Here is a 19724-nt window from a genome sequence, read left to right as displayed (position 1 = left end):
GCCGCATGCTTCCCCTGAGCGTGCGTTTTTTCTACGACGCGTGGTGCGCGTTGCTACCGTGCCTTTGCGACCACGGCGCGACTCTGAGGCACACGCGTCGCGCACAACAAGACGCAAACGCGTCGAGTCGACATCGCATCCGTGCCTGACGTCACGCATACAACGAAGATTTGTTTCGATTGAAATCGGTGTGCCGGAGCGGAAATTGAAACTGAGAACCCGTCCGCGTTCATGATGCAATGCACGACACGAACCCGGGGAACTCCGACGCAGCCGCGTCGACGGCCCATCGCCGGCGCCGTTTTTCCGATGCCATTCCCGCGCGGAAAGATACCTCTTCGACTACGGCTCGCCCCATCGAGAACGGCGGCATTCGGCAGGGAGCGGTACGTTCGTGCCGCCGAAGGTGCGCCCGGGTCTCTGCCGCTCGGCACGGCCGGCCTCGCCCGCTCCATCGACATCGTCGCTTCCATGCTTCTATGCGCCACAGGCAGATTCGCTGGCGACTCGAAATGGACCGCGCAAAGAAAAACCCCGGCCGAAGCCGGGGTTTTACAGGGTCATCGTATCGATGCCCGGTCGATCAGAACGTGATGCTCCAACTGTCGATGCGGCCGGTGTCCTGGCTCGCATTGTCGTTGACGCGCAGCTTCCAGGTACCGTTGAGCGCTTCGCTCGACAGGTTCTTGTTGAAGGTGCCGGTGACGTTGTCGGCGCTGCCGCCGCTGCGGTTGTGGATGTTGTAGAGGGTGCCGTCCGGCGCCACCAGGTCGACCTTCAGGTCGCCCTTGTAGGTGTGGACGATGTTGACCGCGATCGGCGTGCTGGCCGGCGCGTTGCCGCTGCGGCCGGACACGACGATCGAGCTTTCGACCGTGCTGTTGTCGGCGATGGCGACGTCGGTGCCGTTGGTATAGGTCTGCGCACCGCCGGTGCCGACCGTGACCGAAGCGGTCTTGCTGTGGGTGGCGCCGTCGTCGTCGGTGACCGTCAGGGTGACGGTGTAGGTGCCGGCCGCGGTGTAGGTCTTGCTCGGGTTGGTCGCGGTCGAGCTGGTGCCGTCGCCGAAGTTCCAACTGCGCGAGGCGATGCTGCCGTCGCTGTCGGTGGAGCTGTCGGTGAAGCTCACGGTCAGGCCGCTGGCCGTGGAGCTGAAGTTCGCTACCGGCGGGGTATTGGTCGGCGTGCCGCTGGAGTCGATGCCGTCGATGAACTGCGCACCGGTGCCGGACGGGTCGAGCCAGTTGCTCAGGCGCGTCGCAGCGGAGCCGCCGCCGGTCCAGGAGGTGAAGATACGGCCGTAGTAGTCGCTGCGGTCGGCGCCGGTCGCCGAGCAGCTCGACGGGCCGCCGTGCAGTTGGCCCAGCACGCGCTTCTCCGGGCTATAGACCGGCGAACCCGACGAACCCGGCTCGGTCACGCCGCCGTTGGCCTGCCAGAACACGTGCAGGTGGGTACTGCCGCTGGCGCCGTTGTAGCCGCTGATCTGGGTCGCGGTGGTCGAGTGGCTGATGCGCTTCTCGGCGACGTTGGGATGATGGATCGCGGTCGCGCCGGAGAAGTTCTGGTCGCGGCGGTCCCAACCGGCCCAGAACAGGTTGTGGGCCGGGTTGGCGGCGGTGTTGAGTTCGAGCAGGGTGAAGTCGGACGCGGCGTTGGTCGCGCGGACCACCGCGCCGGTCTGCGACTGCGACAACGAGCCGTCGCCGTTGGCGCCGCTGGAGGACGAGCCCGGCGCGCGGCAGGTCGAGTTCTGGTAGTTCCAGTACACCACCATGCTCGCGGCGATCGCCGCGGTGGTCATGCCGCAATGGTTCGCGGTCAGGAAGTACATCTTCTTGTCGTTGGCGGTGTTGTTGACCAGCGAGCCGGTGCACCACATCGTGCCCTGCTTGGAGTAGGCGGCGACCGAGCGGATCACGTCGCGATGGGCGTTGCCTTCGGGGCAGACGACGTCGATGTTGCAACTGCCCGACACGCCGGTGGCCTGCTCCAGCGCGGCTTCGCGCGCGAGCCGGCCCAGGCCCTTGTAATCGTGCTGGACGCCGGCCAGGTGCAGCTTGAGCTCGCCGACCTTGGCGCGCGGCACGACCACTTCGATCACCGCCTCATCGCCGATCACCACCGGCGTCCACAGCTCGTTGAAGGCGTTGTTGTCGGCGGCGGTGAAGCTGCGTACGCGCGAGGCGTTGGAGCCCGGGGTCTGGTCGGCCGGATAGATCAGCATGCGTGCGCCGGCGGGCAGCTTGAACTGATCGAAATGGAAATTCAGGGTCAGCGCGTTCTTGGATTCGATGCGCGTGCGCCAGACCGCATGGTCGGCGTCGAGGTCTTCCCAGGTGCCGCTGTTGAGGGTGTTCATGTCCACCGGCAACGAAGTGGCGAAGCGCGGCGCTTCGTTGCGGCCACGCTTGAGGTCTTCGGCGCGCAGCTTGGCTACGTCCACCGCCGGCATGCTGCGCAGGGCGATGCGGTCGATGCGCGAAAGACGGGCATTGTCGAAAGCCGCCGGACGCAGGGTCGGGGCGGCGAGCGCGCTGCCGATCGACAGTGCGAGCAGGGCCAGGGAAGCGGTCAGTCGTTTCATTACTTGCTCCATGTTGGGAAGGACGACGTGGTGGCGAGGTTCCGCAACGAAGTCTGGACCGGCCCGGAGCATCCGGCCCCTCGAGGCGAAGGGCCGGATGCCGGGCAAGCGCGCCCGCAGCGAGCTGCGGTCCGCGTCCGGATCGCAGCTCGCCACGGCCGTTTCAGACCATCGTCGAGCGGAAAGCGGACTCCCCTAAGCCCGCCGGTATTTCAGGAGCCCGGCTCCTCAGAAGCCGGGACTCCCCCGTACACGAGGTCCCTCCGGAGGGAGGTTCCTCAAAACGCGAGGCTGATCAGAACGTGATGCTCCAGGTGTCGATGCGGCCGACGTCCTGCGAGGCGCGGTCGGCCGCGCGCAGCTTCCAGGTACCGTTGAGCGGCTCGCTCGACAGGTTCTTGGTGAAGGTGCCGGTGACGTTGTCGGCGCTGCCGCCGCTGCGGTTGTGGATGTTGTAGACCGAGCCGTCCGGCGCGATCAGGTCGACGATCAGGTCGCCCTTGTACGGGTGGACGATGTTGACCGAAACGCTGGCGTTGCTCGGCGCGTTGCCGCTGCGCCCGGACACGGCGATGCTGCTGCTCGCGCCGGTGGCGTTGTTGTCCGGGATGTTGACGTCGGTGCCGTTGCTATAGGTCTGCACGCCGCTGGCGCTGACCGTGACCGAGGCGGTCTTGCTGTGGGTGGCGCCGTCGTCGTCGGTGACCGTCAGGACGACGCTGTAGGTGCCGGCTGCGGTGTAGGTCTTGCTCGGGTTGGTCGCGGTCGAGCTGGTGCCGTCGCCGAAGTTCCAGCTGCGCGAGGCGATGCTGCCGTCGCTGTCGGTGGAGCTGTCGGTGAAGTTCACCGTCAGGCCGCTGGCGCTGGAGCTGAAATTCGCCACCGGTGCGACGTTGGCGCCCGGGTCGGCGCGGAATGCCGCCATCGCCGCCTTGGTCTGCACCAGCACGCGCTGGTTGTGGTTCACATCGGCCGTGCCCATCGCCACGCCGCCATATGTGACGTCCGGGTTGGACCAGTAGTTCAGGCGGGTGCAGGCCGTGCCCGGGCACTGGTAGGCCATGATGGTGCGCCAGCGAGCGCCCTGCGCGGGCATGTACTGGTAACCGTGACCGTAAGCGTAAGGCAGCGTATTCGGATCGTTTTGCTGGTTGTGACGGGCCGACAACAGATGGCCGATCTCGTGAGCGAAGCTGTAGTAGCCGGTCGCGCAATCGTAGTGCACGGTCGCGAACGCGGTGGCGGCGTTCGAACCGATCGCGGCCGCGCGGCCGCAGTTGCTGTCGTCGTTGATGACCAGGACATTGACGTCGGCAGCATTGGCGTCGCGGGTACCGTGGATGTCGTCCATGTAACCGTCGTTGGTACCTTCGAAGCGGTCCACGTCGGTGGCGTGGCCGTCGCCGACCGAGGTGTATTGGACGGTGCGGTAGTTGGCCAGCACCATGTTGATGCCGACGTTGGAATTGACGTAGCCCTGGTTGCTTTCGGCGACGGCCAGTTCGACCAGCGCCTCCATATCGCCGCCATAGGCCGTGACCGCGTCGTTGGTCGCGACCACCTGCACACGGATAGTGGCGGTGGCTCCGGGCTCGGTCGCGGCCGGGCCGACCAGGCCGCCGCTGCGGGCGGCATGCGTGGCGGCCGCGCGCATGTCGATCTGGGGCAGGCTCGCCTCGTTGTAGTCGGCGGCATGATCGGGCGGCATGCGGGTTTCGTCGACCTCGATCACCGCATGGCTGCCGTCGGCGAGCGGACGGATGCGATACAGCTGGCCGTCGACGCGGACGTTGCCGGTGACGCCGTTGCCGCGGCGCACCAGGGCGACCGAGTTGCGTTCGTCGCTGCGCACTTCGCGCGCAGTGCGGGCGGCGGCCTTGCCGGTGCCGCGCAGGTGGCCCATCCAGACCGTGCTGCCGCCGCGGGTTTCGCGGACGTTGTCGAGCACGGCGTTGACCAGGTGGCCGCCGAGCTGCAGTTCGATTTCGCGCGTCTGCGCGCTGACCACGGCGGCATCGGCGCGCTTGAGCCGCAGCGAGGCGGTGGCCGGCGCGGCGGCCAGGCTCTGCGCACGGCCTAGGGCGGACGAGCCCTGGCTGCCGGCGATACCGGCGCGCGGCGTGGCGTCGCCGACGAACAGCGGTTGTGCGGCGAAGGCCGGCAGTGCGGCGATCGCGGATGCGAGTACGGCGACGCGAGCGGTGTTCAGGCCGCGCGCACGGACGCGGTTGCGAGACTTGCTGGTCATTGGTGGAACCCCCGAAGGAAGTAAAGCCGCAAACGCGGCCGAAAGGTGATCGCCGGAACATCGAAGGCAGGCGGCCTGTTCGCCAGTACCTGTTCGCCCTCGTGCCCCGATCTGGCGTTTCGTGATTGCGGATCGAGTCGTCGTCCCTCCGCACTTCGACGCTAACGTTTCGCGCAAGGCCGCGGCAACGGTTTGGCCTGCGATTAGACGGCACCGTTCGTGATGCAGGTCATGCATCGGAAAACTCTTTCGCGCAGGCGAAATCCGCCGATCGCGGAGCGATAAAACCTCCGCGCGACGGCGCCTTTCGCGCAACAAAAAACCCCGGCTTTTGCCGGGGTTTTTTTGTGCTTCGCAGCGAAGATTGCGTGCCTTGCGTCAATGAATTTCTTGCAGTCTTGCTGGAGGTTCCGGCGACGCGTCGCGCCGGCGATTACTTCTCGATGACCTCCGGCCCGCGGATGATCGGATCGAGCGCTATGTGGTTGTCGGGCTCGATGAACTGCACGTCCGGATCGGCGGCGAAGGCCTGCATCAGGCGCTGCGCGCCGGCGCGGTCGAGCGCCGGGCTGACGCTGAACACGTCGGCGTTGATGCCCATGCGGTGCTTCCAGGTCAGGGTCGGGGCGCCCCCCTTGCCGGCCACGCCTTGCAGGCGCTGCGCGGTCTGGTTCAGGCGCGTCTGCACCGTGCCTTGCTGCTTGAGCGGCGCGCTGTCGTCGCGGTACTTGACGATGAACTGCGCGAACGGGCCGCCGCCGGCGGGTTCGCCGACTTGGGCCGGCGCCCGCTTCGGGTTCGGATTCACTTCCGGATTGACTTCGGAATTCACTTGGGATCTCGCGCCGGGAGTGTTGTCGGGAGTGGTGCTGGAGGCCATGCAGGCGGTCATCGCAATGGAGAGGAACAAGGCCGTGGACGACAGCCACAACGTACGGATCGGGAACGGCATGCGGGCTTCTCCTGTGAGCGGGTATCGATGGAACGCATGAACCTGAGGTTCGGGGTTGCATCTTGCGATGAAAAGATCGGGCATCGCGACCGGTCGCGGCCCGCTGCCGGCGACGTTCAGAGCTTACTCCCCGCGTTCGTTGGCGGACGTGAGCGCGCTATCTGGCACAGCCGGAAGTCGGCGTGCGTTCACCTCGGTGACTGCGCGCGAGCCTAAAAAAAAGAACCCCGGTCGAAACCGGGGTTCTGAACGTCGGCAAGCCTCACGGGCAGCCTGCCGGCGGGTTTAGAACGTGATGCTCCAGGTGTCGATGCGACCGGTGTCCTGCGAGGCGTTGTCGTTGACGCGCAGCTTCCAGGTGCCGTTGAGCGTTTCGCTCGACAGGTTCTTGGTGAAGGTGCCGACGACGTTGTCGGTGCCCGAGCCGGTGCGGTTGTGGATGTTGTAGAGCGTGCCGTCCGGCGCGACCAGGTCGACCTTCAGGTCGCCCTTGTAGGTGTGGACGATGTTGACCGAGATCGAAGCATTGCTCGGCGCGTTGCCGGTGCGGCCCGACACGGCGATGCTGCTTTCGACCGTGGCGTTGTCGCGGATGGCGACGTCGGTGCCGTTGGTGTAGGTCTGCACACCGGTCGGCGGGGTGCCGCCGCCGAGCGCGTCGAGCGCGGCCTTGGCGTTGACGATGCCGGCGCCGCAACCGCCCGAGCAGGCGCCCGGGAGCGCACGCGCGGTGTTCTTGAGCAGGGTCTCGATTTCGGCCGGGGTCTTCGGCGTGGTCGCCTTCGACTGCAGCAGTGCGACCACACCGGCGACGTGCGGCGAAGCCATCGAGGTGCCGCTCATGTACACGTACTGCTCGGCGCCCTGGGTGGTGGTGCCGCCGTTGTGGGTCGAGGCGATCTGGTCGCCCGGCGCCGACACGTCGATGCCGGTGCCGTAGTTCGAGAAGCCCGCCTTGGCGCCGGCCGAGGTGGTGGCCGCGACCGCGATGACGTTGGCGCAGTTGGCCGGCGTCGAGGTCGAGACGTTCGCGCTTTCGTTGCCGGCGGCCACGACGATGGTGGTGCCGCGGCCGACCGCGCCGTTGATCGCGGTCTGGTAGCTGCTCGGGCAGGCGCCGCCGCCGCCCAGGCTGAGGTTGATCACTTCGGCCGGGTTGGCGTTGGCCGGGATGCCCGACACGCTGCCGCCCGAAGCCCAGACGATGGCGTCGGAGATGTCGGAGTCGTAACCGCCGCAGCGGCCGAGCACGCGCACCGGCACGACCTTGGCGTTGAACGCGGTGCCCGCGACGCCCTTGGCGTTGTTGGTCACCGCGGCGACGGTGCCGGCGACGTGGGTGCCGTGCCAGCTCGAATCGCTGGCGTCGACGTCGTAGCCGGGCTGGTCGCACTCGGTGGCGTTATTCCAGTCGCCTTCGTCGTTCGGGTTCGAATCGCGGCCGTCGCCGTCGCGCGAAACGAAGGTGTCGGTGATGAAGTCGTAGCCCGGCAGGATGTTGGCGTTGAGGTCGCTGTGCGGGGTGATGCCGGTGTCGAGCACGGCAACGACCGCGCCGCTGCCGGTGGAGACGTCCCAGGCCTGGTCGACGCGCATGCCGCCGTTGGCGCCGTTGAAGCCGTACTGCACGCCGTAGTGAGTGTCGTTCGGGGTCAGCAGGGCATGGCGGCGCACGTCGACTTCGACGAAGTCCACGTTCGGGTCGGCGGCGATCTGGCGCATCAGCGATTCGGCCTCGGCGCGATCGAGCGCACGGTCCGCGCGCACGACATCGGCGCCGATGGCGGTGCGGCGCAGGTGCTTCAGGCCGAGCGCGGCCTTGCCCTTGACCTTGCCGGCGGATGCGGTCGCGGCGGTGCTGAGCGCGCTCTGCACGCTCGCGGCGCTGCTGCGCTCGACGCTGCCGTCGCGGTACTTGACGATGAATCGGTCGAACTTGGCGGCGGTCTGCAGGCCGCTGAGGTTGACGCGCTCGGCGGCGAAAGCCGAGCCGGCGACGGTCGAAGCCAGCACCAGGGCGGTGGCGGCGGCAAGGGCGTGTACGCGATTCGAACGAACGGACATCTGTTGAGAACCCCTAAACTGAAGTGGCCGCAGTACGGCGGAGTCGTCCGGTGGACCGTCGGCAACGACGAGGACGCCGCGATGCCCGGACTTGTTCGCGAAGCGCATCCGGCGAAAGCCGATGCGATCCGTCGATCCACGCTAACGATTGCGCGGCCGCAACGACAAGAGATCGACGTCACCGTTTTGTGGCGTAAAAGTGAAGCAAATCACGCATTTGTTACGCACTTGTGTGGCGAGCGTCACAACGTAAAAACGTAAAAACCCCCTACCTCAGGCGCGAAAAAGTGTCGCCGGACACATCTTCGTGGGAGCCGTCCTGGACACCGCGATGACGCGATGCCCGGGTGATCCATCCGCAACGCCGAGCCCGCATTGCGCCGCTGCGAGCCGCCATGCTTCAACCCGGCACGCGTTCAGCGACTGCGCATTCAGCGACCACGCGTCCGGACGTCGAAGCGCACCCGCAGCGCCACTGAATCGCCCGTTCGCAGGGCTTTCGTTCGAACCGATGCCCTGCCCCACGCGGCAAAAAAAGACCCCGGCCGAAGCCGGGGTCGGTGTTGCGCCTGGGTCTATGCGGATCGTCGGCCCGCCATCAGAACGTGATGCTCCAGGTGTCGATGCGGCCGACGTCGACCGCTGCGGCATCGACCGCGCGCAGCTTCCAGGTGCCGTTGAGCGCTTCGCTGGACAGGTTCACCGTGAACGTGCCGCTGACGTTGTCGGCGCTGCCGCCGCTGCGGTTATGGATGTTGTAAACCGAACCGTCCGGCGCGATCAGGTCGACCTTCAGGTCGCCCTTGTACGGGTGGATGATGTTGACCGTCACCGAAGCGTTGCTCGGCGCGTTGCCGGTGCGGCCCGACACCGCGATGCTGCTCGACACGCCGGTCGTGTTGTTGTCCGGAATGTTGTAGTCGGTGCCGTTGCTGTAGGTCTGCGTGCCCGGGTTCGGGGTGCCGCCGAGCGCATCCAGCGCCGCCTTGGCGTTGACGATGCCCACGCCGATCGGCTGGTCCGGCGTCTGCGGGAAAGCGCGCGCGGTGTTCTTGAGCAGGGTTTCGATTTCGGCCGGGGTCTTCGGCGTCGTCGCCTTGGCCTGCAGCAGCGCGACCACGCCGGCGACGTGCGGCGTCGCCATCGAGGTGCCGCCGTAGGACGCATAGCTCTCAGCGCCCGGGGTGGTGGTGCCGGCGTTGAGCGTCGACAGGATGTTCGAACCCGGGGCGGCGATGTCGACCACCGCGCCGTAGTTCGACTTCTGCGTGCTGCTCCACACCGAACGCGCACCGGCGCTGTCGACCGCGCCGACCGTGATCACGCCGGTGCAGTTGGCCGGACGCGCATCGGCGGCATTGCCGTTGTTGTTGCCGGCGGCGACGACGACGGTGGTGCCGCGCGAGACAGCGCCGTTGATCGCGGCCTGGTAGGTCGAACCGCAGGCGCCGGAACCGCCGAGGCTCATGTTGATGACTTCGGCCGGGTTGGCGTTGGCCGGCACGCCGGAAACGGTGCCGCCCGAGGCCCAGGTGATGGCGTCGGCGATGTCGGCCAGGCTGCCGCCGCACTTGGCGAGCACGCGCACCGGTACGACCTTGGCGTTGTACGCGGTGCCGGCCACGCCCTTGGCGTTGTTGGTCACCGCCGCGACGGTGCCGGCGACGTGGGTGCCGTGCCAGCTCGAATTGCTGTTGTAGGTGCGGCCGCACTCGCCGGCGACGAACCAGTCGCCCTGATCGCTCGGATCGGAATCGCGGCCGTTGCCGTCGCGCGCGGCGGTGGCGTCGCTGACGAAATCGTAGCCGGGCAGGATGTTGGCGTTGAGGTCGGTGTGGCTGACGATGCCGGTGTCGATCACGGCCACGACCACGCCGGTGCCGGTGCTGATGTCCCAGGCGGTGGTGGCGTTGATGCCGGCGTCGGCATCGGTGTAGCCCCACTGCTCGCCGAAGCGGGTGTCGTTCGGGGTGGCGGTCGGATACATGCGCGCGTTCGGCTCGACGTATTCGACGTTCGGGTCGGCGGCGATCTGGCGCATCAGCGATTCGGCTTCGACGCGGTCGAGCTTGCGGCCGGCGCGGACCACGTCCGAACCGAGCGCGGTGCGGCGCAGGTGCTTGAGGCCGAGCGCCTTGCCCTTGCCGGCGAAACCGGTCGCGGCGCTGCTCAGCGAACGCTCGAGGGTGGCGGCGTTGCTGCGCTGGGCGCTGCCGTCGCGGTATTTGACGATGAATTCGTCCTGGCTTTCATTGGCCAGGGCGGCGAGGTTGATGCGATCGGCGGCGAAGGCGGACATCGCAACGCAGGACAGCGCGGTCACGGTGGCGGCGGCGAGCGCGTGCTTGCGCATCGCGCGCATGGAACGATCGGACATGGATGGAACCCCCAAAAACGAAGTGCCGAATGACGGCGTCAACGCGCGGTGGTCTGCCTCGAACCGATGTTGAGTCGTCCGCGACAGCGTCCGCGCTGTTTGTGTACGGACTCGCTATGACCCGGTCCGCGTTATCACGCTAAGCGCTGGACAAATGTGCCTTCAAGCCGGCGCGGGCCAATTAACAGGGTCCCGGACGTGTCTTCTGTCACGCATTCCGACAGTGCGCGGGCGCATGCGGCTTCGCCGTGGGAAACATGAACGCGTCGCACCGGTGCCGCAGCGGCGCGATGAATGGCCTCGCCGAGAGACAGGACGAGGCATGCCGGCGACAGCCCTCGGCCGTGTCGGTTCAGCGTGTTCAGGTCGCTAAGCGGCGTGCCGGCGGAGGGCGGCGACGCGCGGTTCGAACGGCAGCGGCGGTGCCGCAGCTCCGTTCAGAGCATGCCGGTTTCGAGCCGGGCGGCCTCGGACATCATGTTGCGGTTCCACGGCGGGTCGAACACCAGCTCGACGTCGGCCTCGGCCACGGTCGGGATCATCTCGAGCTTGGCGCGCACGTCGTCGACCAGGATGTCGCCCATGCCGCAGGCCGGCGCGGTCAGGGTCATGCGTACCTCGACCATGCGCTGGCCGTCGTCGCGGTGCTTGACGGTGGCCTCGTAGACCAGGCCCAGCTCGACCACGTTGATCGGGATCTCCGGGTCGAAACAGGTGCGCAGCTGCCGCCACACCAGTTGCTCGACGGCTTCGTCGTCGGCGCCTTCGGGCAATTCCAGCGGTTCCGGCGGCTCCTTGCCGATCGCATCGGCGTCGCGGCCGGCGATGCGGAACAGGTTGCCTTCGACGAAAACGGTGTAACTGCCGCCGAGGGCCTGGGTGATATAGCCGACGCTGCCCGCGGGCAAGGTGACCTGGTCGCCCTGGGGCACCAGGACGACGGCGCAATCGCGCTCGAAACGGACGGGTTCGCTGCTGCGGGAATACATGGCGGAAAGATGGGGATGCCGTGCCGCAGCACAAGTCGCACCATTCTACCGGGCTGGGGCCGCTATGCTGTAGGGCTTGCCCCGCCCACAGTGTTCCGCCCATGACCGTCGCCCACCCGACCGAACAGCGCAGCCCAGCCTCGGCCGATCGCCGCGAACGCCGCATCACCCCGTTTTCCTGGCTGCTGCTGTTGCTCGGCACCTTCGGTTTCGCGGCGTTCTGGGTGTTGTTTTCGGTCGCCTACGACCATCAGTTCAGTTGGATGGCGGTGTTCGGGGCGCTCGACATCGCCTGGATGCTGCGCCTGGGCGGCTGGCGCCCGGGCCCGCGCCGGGCGGCGCTGGGCCTGGCTGCGACCGCGGTGATCGTGGTGGTGGCCAACTGGGGCATCGCTTCGTCCCAGGTCGGCGCCATGCTCGGGCTCGACCCGCTCGAGGCGGCGACCAAGCTGGGGCCGCATTTCGCCTGGACCCTGATCCAGCTAGCCAACACCGGCACCGACCTGGCCTGGCTGGCCGCGGCCGCGGTGGTGGCGGTGCTGGCTTCGCGCTGAGCTTGGCGTTTGGGGCAGGGGTTTCTGCCCCTGTAGGAGCGGCGTAAGCCGCGACCACGGGACGCGCAGAAACAACAACGCCCCTCGACACCTATCGAAGCCTGTCGCTTGCGCAGGGGTAAGAGCGGCGTCCTACTGGATTTCCTTCGGTCACAAGCCGCGATCAAGGAACGCGCAGAAACATCAACGCCGGTGTCGTTCATCGAAAGCGGCGTGCCGTCGCGGGGGTAGGAGCGGCGCGAGCCGCGACCGCACCGTTTCGGTCTCGCGGTGCATCGTTCAAGCAGGATCAGGATCAAACGCCTAAAGCTTCCGCCACTAAAGCGGCGGGTAACTTTCTTTTGTCTAAAGCAACAAAAGTCCGTCTGGATTCCCTTCGGTCAAAAGTCACCAAAGAAAAATGCTTTTGCTTTGAATCACAGGCCCGCACGAGCGATGCCAACGCGGATATTTTTCATACGGGACATCCCTGTCCCGATGAAAAACGGCGCGCCTCCCTGCGCGCCGCCCTCCGGGTCTTCGATTGCCTTCGCGAGCGCTCTGCGGCGCACAGCAACAGCAACAGCAACAGCAATCCTGCAGCTACGACGATTCAAAGGGTAGGAGCGGCGTCTTACTGGATTTCCTTCGGTCACAAGCCGCGACCATGCAGCCACGATCGCCCTCGCCCTCGCCGGCGGCCGTAGGTTCGCGGTCGCGGCTCGCGCCGCTCCTACCCTTAGAAGCCGAGCCGAGCCGTTGCCGTTGCCGTTGCCGTTGCCGTTGCCGTTGCCGTGAAAGCTTGGCGCAGCGATGAGCTCGCGATGCAACCGTAGACCCGGAGGGCGCCGCACAGGACGTGCGGCGTTTTCCGATAAGACAGGGACGTCTTATCGGAAAATCCCGGCGCGAGCATCGCACTCGTGGCCTGTGCCCTTGCAAGGAGAGCCCTTTTCTTTGGTTACTTTTCTTTTGGGCTTAGCAAAAGAAAGTAACCCGGCCGCGTAGCGGACGGAAGCTTTGCACTTGCTTGTGGCTTGTGGCTTCTTGCGAGGCAAGATCAAACGCTAAAAGCTTCCGCCACTAAAGCGGCGGGTAACTTTCTTTTGTCTAAAGCAACAAAAGTCCATCTGGATTCCCTTCGGTCAAAAGTCACCAAAGAAGTTGCTTTTGCTTTGAATCACAGGCCCGCACGAGCGATGCCTCCGCAGGGATTTTTCATACGGGACATCCTTGTCCCGATGAAAAACGGCCTGCATCCATGCAGGCCGCCCTCCGGGTCTCCTATTGCCTTCGCGAGTGCTTGGCGGCGCACAGCAAAGACAAAAAGCAAGGGCAAGGCAAGGGCAAGGGCAAGGGCAAGGGCAAGGGCAAGGGCAAGGGCAAGGGCAAGGGGCAAGGGGCAAGGGGCAAGGGGCAAGACAATGCGCGAACGACGGCGGATGCAACCACATCGTCGAACCTGGCGACCACTCCCCTACCCCCCACTCCCCCAATCCATCTCGCTCAAACACAACGCGAACACCCGCGCCGCTTCCTCGATCTCCGCCACCGACATCGCGCCGAAACCCAGCAACAGGCCGGCGCGGGCGGGCGGCTCGAAGTAGTACGGCAGGATCGAATACAGGCCGAGGCCTCGGCTCTGGGCGAAGGCGATGAAGGCCTCGCCCTGGGCGACGTTGCGGCCGCGCAGCCAGACCACCAGGTGCATGCCGGCGTGGGAGTCGTCGATGTCGACGGCATCGCCGGCCAGGCGGCGCAGGGAACCCAGCAAGGCGTCACGGCGTTGTTTGAGGGTCTTCGCGGTGCGGCGCAGGTGGCGTTCGAAGCCGCCATCGGCGAGGAAGTGCGCAAGCGCGGCCTGTTCGATCGCCGGGGAGCCGAAATCGTCGACCCACTTGGCGCTGATCAGGTCGTCGCGCAAACCCGGCGGGGCGACGATGTAGCCCAGGCGCAACGAAGGAAACAGCACTTTCGAGAAGGTGCCGGTGTAGATCACCCGACGGCTGTCGTCGAGGCCGCACAAGGCCGCATGCGGCTGGGCGTCGTAACGGAATTCGCCGTCGTAGTCGTCTTCGAAGATCCAGCAATCGTGGCGGCAGGCGTAGTCGAGCAAGGCGCGACGGCGCGCCAGCGACATCAGCGCGCCGGTCGGGAACTGGTGCGAAGGCGTCACGCAGATCAGGCGCGGCGGCCGTTCCGGCAGGCGATCGGTGCACAGGCCTTCGCTGTCCACCGGCACCGGCAGCAGGCGCGCGCCGTGGATCTGCAGGGCTTCGCGCACGGCGAAGTACTGCGGTTCTTCGATCACCACCTCGTCGCCCTCGTCCAACACCACGCGTGCGGTCAGACTGACCGCTTGCTGGGTGCCGGTGACGATCACGATGTCCTCCGGCCGCGCATGCACGCCGCGGCGCAAGGACAGGTATTCGCAGACCGCCACGCGCAAGGCCGGCAGGCCCTGCGCAGTCGGGTAATGGGGCTGGGTGTAGACCGCCGCATGCGACAGCGCCCGCGCCCAGGCCGAGGTCAGCAGCGGATTGGTGAACGGCACGCCGTACTGGAAGCTGTGCAAGGCGCCGGGCACGCGCCGGCCGGGCATGTGGGCGTGGTCGTGATAGCGGCGCAGGCGCCGGGCATAGGCGCTTTGCGGCGCCACCCGCTGCGGCGGCTCGGAGCGCGGCTGCATCGGCGCGCCGGGCATGGCGACATAGCTGCCGGAGCCGACCCGCGCCTGCATGAAGCCTTCGGCGCGCAATTGCTCGTAGGCGGCCAGCACGGTGTTGCGCGATACCCCCAACTGCTGGGCCAGCAGCCGGGTCGGTGGGAAACGCAGCCCGGACGGCAGCCGCCCGGTCATCACCGCGTCCTTGAGCGACCGGACCAATTGCCCATGCAACGGTCCTCGGCCATCGAGCGGCAGGTACATTCGCGGCTCCGGATTGGCCCCCTCGGGCCGCCTGTGTCATCGATATTGCCAAGCCAATGGGCGAGTTGCGAGGGCCGATCAGCGACTTGGTCTAAGTCGGCACATGCGCATGACAACCGGGGCGCAACGCGTTTCGTGACCACGGTCGCGCTCGCCGCGGGACGAAGCCGATTGGCTCCTTCGAAGCCGGGATTATTGGCCCTCCAGATGACGGCCCAGGATGGCTAGCTTAGGAGCCAACGAACGTGGCGCCTGCCCGCCACGCCTACCGGACGAGGGTCGCATGAACTTGCAACATCACCGGATTCATTTCGCCGAGCATCTCGATCTTTCGCAGTCGGCCGCACGGCCGACCCTGCACCTGGTCCGAGCCTCCGGACGCGCCGTCCAGCTCGACCTGCCGGCCGGCTGGCTGTCGTTGTGGCTGCCGCTGCGCGGACCGCTGCGCCTGGAAGCCGCCGACAGCATGTGGGAGTTGGAGCCCGGCCACCTGCAGATCTGGCGCGACGGCCGCCTGCGCACCAGCGCACGCCTGCCGTGCTGGTGGCTGTGCCTGTGCGGCCCGGACACCGCCTGGCGCGGCTATCTGCAGACCAGCGCCGACAACACCAGCGAGGAACTGTTCCCCTGGGAAGGCCCGGCGCCGCGCGATGCGCAACGCTTGATGGTGCGACTGGCGCGGCTGGCCGCTCAACCGACCGCGCTGGGCACGCTGGGCGACAACGGCGACGCCCTGTTGCGCACCCTGTGCGCCTTGTTGATCGATCAGCAGCGCGATCTGCAGACGCGGTTGCCGCGTTGCAGCGGCCGCACCCAGCGCCGACGCCAGCAGACCTTGCTGCGGCTGCTGCGGGTGCAGCACCTGATCCGGCGCCATCCGGAGATCCGCCTCGATCTCAACCGGCTTGCGCGCAGCGCCAACTACTCGCCCTGCCACTTGATCCGGATCTACCGCGAAGTATTCGACGAGACGCCGACCGAATTCGCCTCGCGCCTGCGTTCGGACCGCGCCTGGCGCATGGTCCGCGAAACCCGCATGCCGGTGTGCGAGATCACCGAGGCCCTGGGTTTCGAAAGCCAGAGCGCGTTCTGCCGCGCGTTCAAGAATTCGTTCGGCCTTACCGCCACCCAGGCACGGCGCCTCGACCGGCAGCTCGTGCGCGCGGCCACCTGCGCCGCCTGAAACGCGCCACGCGGCGCAGCGGCTTCGATGTTGCACCGCACCTCTCGCTACGCTTCACCGCACCGCTTCGCTGCACTTCCTCGCTGCTTTCTCCAGGACCTCCGCAATGACCTATGTCAACCGCAGTGCGCGATCGCTGCCGCTATGGACCGTGATCGGCGGCCTGATCGCAGCGACGCTCGACATCGCCTACGCCATCGGCTACTGGGGCATCACCGCAGGCGTGCCGGCGCAACGCATCCTGCACAGCGTCGCCTCCGGCCTGATCGGGCGCGAAGCCGCACTGGCCGGCGGCGCTTCGACCGCCGCGCTCGGGCTCGCCCTGCACTATCTGATCGCCCTGATCATGGCCGCGGTGTACGCCTACGCGGCGACCAAACTGGCCTGGATGCTGCGGCGGCCGTGGCTGTCGGCGACCCTGTACGGCCTGTGGCTGTTCGTGGCGATGAATTTCATCGTCGTGCCGCTGTCGCGCGCCGGTGGCGGCGGCATCCCGAAGGACGTGCTGTGGATCGTGCTCAGCATTCTGGTGCACGTGTGCTTCGTGGCCTGGCCGATCGCCTGGTGCGTGGGCCATGCATTACGACCCGGCGGTGCCGCACGTGGCCGTTGAAGCTTCGCGCCGCAAGCGCACGGCGCGGTGGTTCGGCGCGGTCGCGCTAGCAACGGCGAGCGGCGTGCTGGCCGCCGGCGGATTCGCCACAGCCGATCCGCCCCGCGCCACCGCAGCGGCCGTGGCTGCCGACACGCAGACGCTGCCCTTCCCGGTCGGCTATTCGCGCTGGACCCACATCAAGAGCGGCCTGATCAACCCCGGCCACGCCGCCTACGCACGCTTCGGCGGCCTGCATCACATCTACGCCAACGCCACCGCGCTCGACGGCTACCGCAGCGGGCGTTTTGCCGACGGCTCGGTGCTGGTCTACGACCTGTTCGAGGCTACCGACAAAGGCGACGCCACCATCGACCAGGGCCCGCGCCGGCATATCGACGTGATGGTCAAGGACAGCGCGCGCTTCGCCGCGACCGGCGGCTGGGGCTATGCCGAATTCGCCGCCGGCGAGCGCCGCGACCGCCTGCGCACGGCGCAGCGCGACGGTTGCGCCGCCTGTCATGCCAGCCAGAAGCAGAACGACCAGGTGTTCAGCCGCTGGCGCGAGGATTCGGCGCTGGAGGCTGCGCCGGCTCAGTGAGACTGACAGCGGCGCCCTGGAGTCGTTGCACGCATCGAAACCGGCTGTTGCGCAGTTCAATCTCGTGCGACACCTGCCATTTCAGCCTTGATTTCGCGGCTATCTCTGCGCCCTGATCCTGGCTCCGACCATGACCATGACCATGACCATGGCTTTGGCTGTTGCTGTGCGTCGTCTCGCACTAACGAAGGCTAAAGAAGACCCGGAGGGCGGCCCGCATGGATGCGGGCCGTTTTTCATCGGGACAAGGATGTCCCGTATGAAAAATCCCTGCGTCTGCATCGAGCGTGCGGGCCTGTGATTCAAAGAGAAGCATTTTTCTTTGGTTACCTTTGACCGAAGGGAATCCAGACGGACTTTTGTTGCTTATGACAAAAGAAAGTAACCCGCCGCTTTAGTGGCGGAAGCTTTTGGCGTTTGATCCTGATCTAGATCTTGCGGGAGCGATACGCAGCGAGACCGAAACAGCGCGGTCGCGGCTCGCGCCGCTCCTACCCCCGCGACGGCACGCTGCTTTCGATGAGCGACGTCGGCGTTGATGTTTCTGCGCGTCCCTTGGTCGCGGCTTGCGCCGCTCCTACCCTGCGACAGCACGCCGCCTCGGCAGATGAGTTCGGCATTGCGGCTTCTGCGCGTCCCGCGGTCGCGACTTATGACCGAAGGAAATCCAGCAGGACGCCGCTCCTACAGGGGCAGGAAGCACGCAGCGCGCTCCGCCCCCGTACCGGCAAGCTCAATGCCCGCCGTCGAGCGCCTTCAGCTCCGAGACCAGCGCGCTGGCCATCTCCGCACCGTCGCCGTACAGCATGCGGGTGTTGTCCGCATAGAACAGCGCGTTCTCGATGCCCGCAAAACCCGTGCCCTTGCCGCGCTTGATCACGATGGTGTTCTTGGAATTGACCACGTCGAGAATCGGCATGCCGTAGATCGGCGAGGACGGGTCGGTCTTGGCGACCGGGTTGACCACGTCGTTGGCGCCGATCACCAACGACACGTCGGTGTTGGCGAACTCGGGGTTGATGTCGTCCATGTCGGCGATCATGTCGTAAGGCACGCCGGCCTCGGCCAGCAGCACGTTCATGTGGCCCGGCATGCGCCCGGCGACCGGATGGATCGCGAACTTCACCTTGACCCCGCGCTCGGTCAGCTTCTGGGTCAGCTCCCAGATCTTGTGCTGCGCCTGCGCCACCGCCAGGCCATAGCCCGGCACGATCACCACGCGTTCGGCGAAGGCCATCATCGCGGCGACGTCGCCGGCTTCGATCGGCTTCTGGGTGCCGCTGATTTCCTGCGCTTGGCCACCGCCGCCGAAGTTGGAGAACAACACGCCGCTGATCGGGCGATTCATCGCCTTAGCCATCAAACGCGTCAGCAACATGCCGGCCGCGCCGACCATGGTGCCGGCAATGATCAGCGCTTCGTTGCCGAGCACGTAACCCTCGAAGGCCACGGCCAAGCCGGTGAAGGCGTTATAGAGCGAGATCACCACCGGCATGTCGGCGCCGCCGATCGGCAGCGTCATCAGCACGCCGAGCAACAAGGCCAGGACGAAGAAGGCGATGATCACCGGCACGTTGAGGGTCATCACCGCGGCGATGCCGCACACCACCATCGCCAAGGCGACCAGTCCGTTGAAGAGCTGCTGGCCGGGGAACACCACGCGCTTGTCCAGGCGCCCGTCGAGCTTGGCCCAGGCGATCACCGAACCCGACAGCGACACCGCGCCGATCGCTGCGCCGACGACCGCCAACACCAGGGCGATGTTCGGCGTCTGCATGTCGATGACGCCGCGCTCGATCTGCGCCTGCAAGGGATCGGCCGGCAGCCGCGCCGACAGACGCAACAGCTCCACCGCGCCGATCGCCGCCGCCGAGCCGCCGCCCATGCCGTTGTACAGCGCGACCATCTGCGGCATGTCGGTGATCGCGACTTTCTTGCCCGACACCCAGGCCAGCCCGGTGCCGATGCCGACCGCGAGCAGGATCAGGCCCATGTTGTGCAGGCCGGGCAGGAAGAAGGTCGCCACGGTCGCGATGACCATGCCCGCGCCGGCCCAGCGGATGCCGCTGCGCGCGGTGACCGGCGAGGCCATGCGCTGCAGGCCCAGCAGGAACAGGGTGGCGGCGACGAGGTAACTGCACTTGACCAGGATCAGCATCAGGTTCATCGGACCGCCCGCTTCATGAAACGACCATTGCCGGAACGGCAGGACCCGGCCCGGCAGCGCGTGCCCGGCGACGAGGAAAACGGAAACGACGGCAGGCGCTGCGGCCCGGCGGGAATGGCGAGGACCATCAGGCGCCTCCCTTGCCGGCCGGCTTCTTGCTGGACTTGAACATCTCCAGCATGCGTTCGGTCACCACGTAGCCGCCGGCGGCGTTGCCGGCGCCGAGCAGCACGGCGACGAAGCCGATGGCTTTCTCCAGGGTGGTCTCGGCATGCCCTAGCACGATGATCGCGCCGATCAGGACGATGCCGTGGATGAAGTTGGAACCCGACATCAGCGGTGTGTGCAGGATCACCGGCACCCGCGAGATGATTACGTGGCCGGCGATACCCGCCAGCATGAAGATGTACAGCGCCACGAACCCGTCGCTCATCCGTTCTTTCCCCATGCGATGTCTGCCGCATCATAACCGGCCGTGAATGCGGCGCCAGCGTTGTCAACC

At 66.8% G+C, this 19724-nt stretch carries 14 protein-coding genes; 5 read left to right on the top strand and 9 right to left on the bottom strand.

Going from position 1 to position 19724, the window contains the following annotated elements; translation table 11 throughout:
- Nucleotides 1–583: 583 nt before the first annotated feature.
- From LC490_RS12060 to sufT, 6 genes are all read right to left on the bottom strand, one after another.
- Nucleotides 584–2587 carry a PKD domain-containing protein gene (locus tag LC490_RS12060; protein WP_223620319.1) on the bottom strand — a complete coding sequence of 668 codons (2004 nt, stop codon included), beginning with the start codon at nucleotides 2585–2587 and terminating at the stop codon, nucleotides 584–586.
- A gap of 295 nt (nucleotides 2588–2882) precedes the next feature.
- The gene (locus LC490_RS12055) at nucleotides 2883–4835 is read right to left on the bottom strand and encodes a PKD domain-containing protein (RefSeq protein WP_223620318.1); all 1953 of its coding nucleotides are present in this window, start codon (nucleotides 4833–4835) and stop codon (nucleotides 2883–2885) included.
- 433 nt (nucleotides 4836–5268) lie between these two features.
- Nucleotides 5269–5787, bottom strand: coding sequence for a hypothetical protein (locus LC490_RS12050; protein WP_031374076.1), 519 nt, complete (start codon nucleotides 5785–5787; stop codon nucleotides 5269–5271).
- Nucleotides 5788–6072: 285 nt separating this feature from the next.
- Nucleotides 6073–7851, bottom strand: coding sequence for a S8 family serine peptidase (locus LC490_RS12045; RefSeq protein ID WP_051885412.1), 1779 nt, complete (start codon nucleotides 7849–7851; stop codon nucleotides 6073–6075).
- Between the two features lie 598 nt (nucleotides 7852–8449).
- The gene (locus LC490_RS12040) at nucleotides 8450–10213 is read right to left on the bottom strand and encodes a S8 family serine peptidase (protein WP_223620492.1); all 1764 of its coding nucleotides are present in this window, start codon (nucleotides 10211–10213) and stop codon (nucleotides 8450–8452) included.
- A 452-nt stretch (nucleotides 10214–10665) separates the two neighbouring features.
- Nucleotides 10666–11217, bottom strand: coding sequence for a putative Fe-S cluster assembly protein SufT (gene sufT, locus LC490_RS12035; RefSeq protein ID WP_223620317.1), 552 nt, complete (start codon nucleotides 11215–11217; stop codon nucleotides 10666–10668).
- A 101-nt stretch (nucleotides 11218–11318) separates the two neighbouring features.
- On the opposite strand from sufT, the gene LC490_RS12030 reads away from it, so the two are divergent.
- On the top strand, nucleotides 11319–11771 hold the full coding sequence (locus LC490_RS12030; RefSeq protein ID WP_223620316.1) for a hypothetical protein: 453 nt from the start codon (nucleotides 11319–11321) through the stop codon (nucleotides 11769–11771).
- 1456 nt (nucleotides 11772–13227) lie between these two features.
- Here the strand turns inward: LC490_RS12030 and LC490_RS12025 are convergent.
- Entirely contained in the window at nucleotides 13228–14679 is a 1452-nt protein-coding gene (locus LC490_RS12025; protein WP_223620315.1) for a PLP-dependent aminotransferase family protein, read from the bottom strand.
- Nucleotides 14680–14962: 283 nt separating this feature from the next.
- Here LC490_RS12025 and LC490_RS12020 point away from each other — a divergent pair, with 283 nt between their 5' ends.
- The 4 genes from LC490_RS12020 to LC490_RS12005 all read left to right on the top strand — a co-directional run bounded on the left by LC490_RS12020 (nucleotide 14963) and on the right by LC490_RS12005 (nucleotide 17356).
- On the top strand, nucleotides 14963–15862 hold the full coding sequence (locus LC490_RS12020; protein ID WP_223620314.1) for an AraC family transcriptional regulator: 900 nt from the start codon (nucleotides 14963–14965) through the stop codon (nucleotides 15860–15862).
- Between the two features lie 106 nt (nucleotides 15863–15968).
- Nucleotides 15969–16475: a hypothetical protein gene (locus tag LC490_RS12015; RefSeq protein ID WP_223620313.1), complete on the top strand. Its 507-nt coding sequence runs from the start codon at nucleotides 15969–15971 to the stop codon at nucleotides 16473–16475.
- Nucleotides 16438–17055, top strand: coding sequence for a cytochrome P460 family protein (locus LC490_RS12010; protein WP_223620312.1), 618 nt, complete (start codon nucleotides 16438–16440; stop codon nucleotides 17053–17055). Before LC490_RS12015 ends, LC490_RS12010 begins: the two co-directional genes overlap by 38 nt.
- Nucleotides 17056–17185: 130 nt before the next feature.
- Complete coding sequence (locus LC490_RS12005) at nucleotides 17186–17356, top strand: hypothetical protein (RefSeq protein WP_223620311.1); 171 nt, start codon at nucleotides 17186–17188, stop codon at nucleotides 17354–17356.
- 432 nt (nucleotides 17357–17788) lie between these two features.
- Here LC490_RS12005 and LC490_RS12000 read toward each other — a convergent pair whose 3' ends face one another.
- On the bottom strand, nucleotides 17789–19222 hold the full coding sequence (locus tag LC490_RS12000) for an NAD(P)(+) transhydrogenase (Re/Si-specific) subunit beta (protein ID WP_223620310.1): 1434 nt from the start codon (nucleotides 19220–19222) through the stop codon (nucleotides 17789–17791).
- A 127-nt stretch (nucleotides 19223–19349) separates the two neighbouring features.
- Nucleotides 19350–19655, bottom strand: coding sequence for an NAD(P) transhydrogenase subunit alpha (locus LC490_RS11995; RefSeq protein ID WP_031374252.1), 306 nt, complete (start codon nucleotides 19653–19655; stop codon nucleotides 19350–19352).
- Nucleotides 19656–19724: the final 69 nt, after the last annotated feature.

This window comes from Lysobacter sp. ESA13C, assembly GCF_019970005.1.
GTDB lineage: Bacteria > Pseudomonadota > Gammaproteobacteria > Xanthomonadales > Xanthomonadaceae > Lysobacter > Lysobacter antibioticus_B.
Note: the sequence above shows the minus strand (reverse complement) of the source record. Positions and strands in the feature narration are given on the sequence as shown.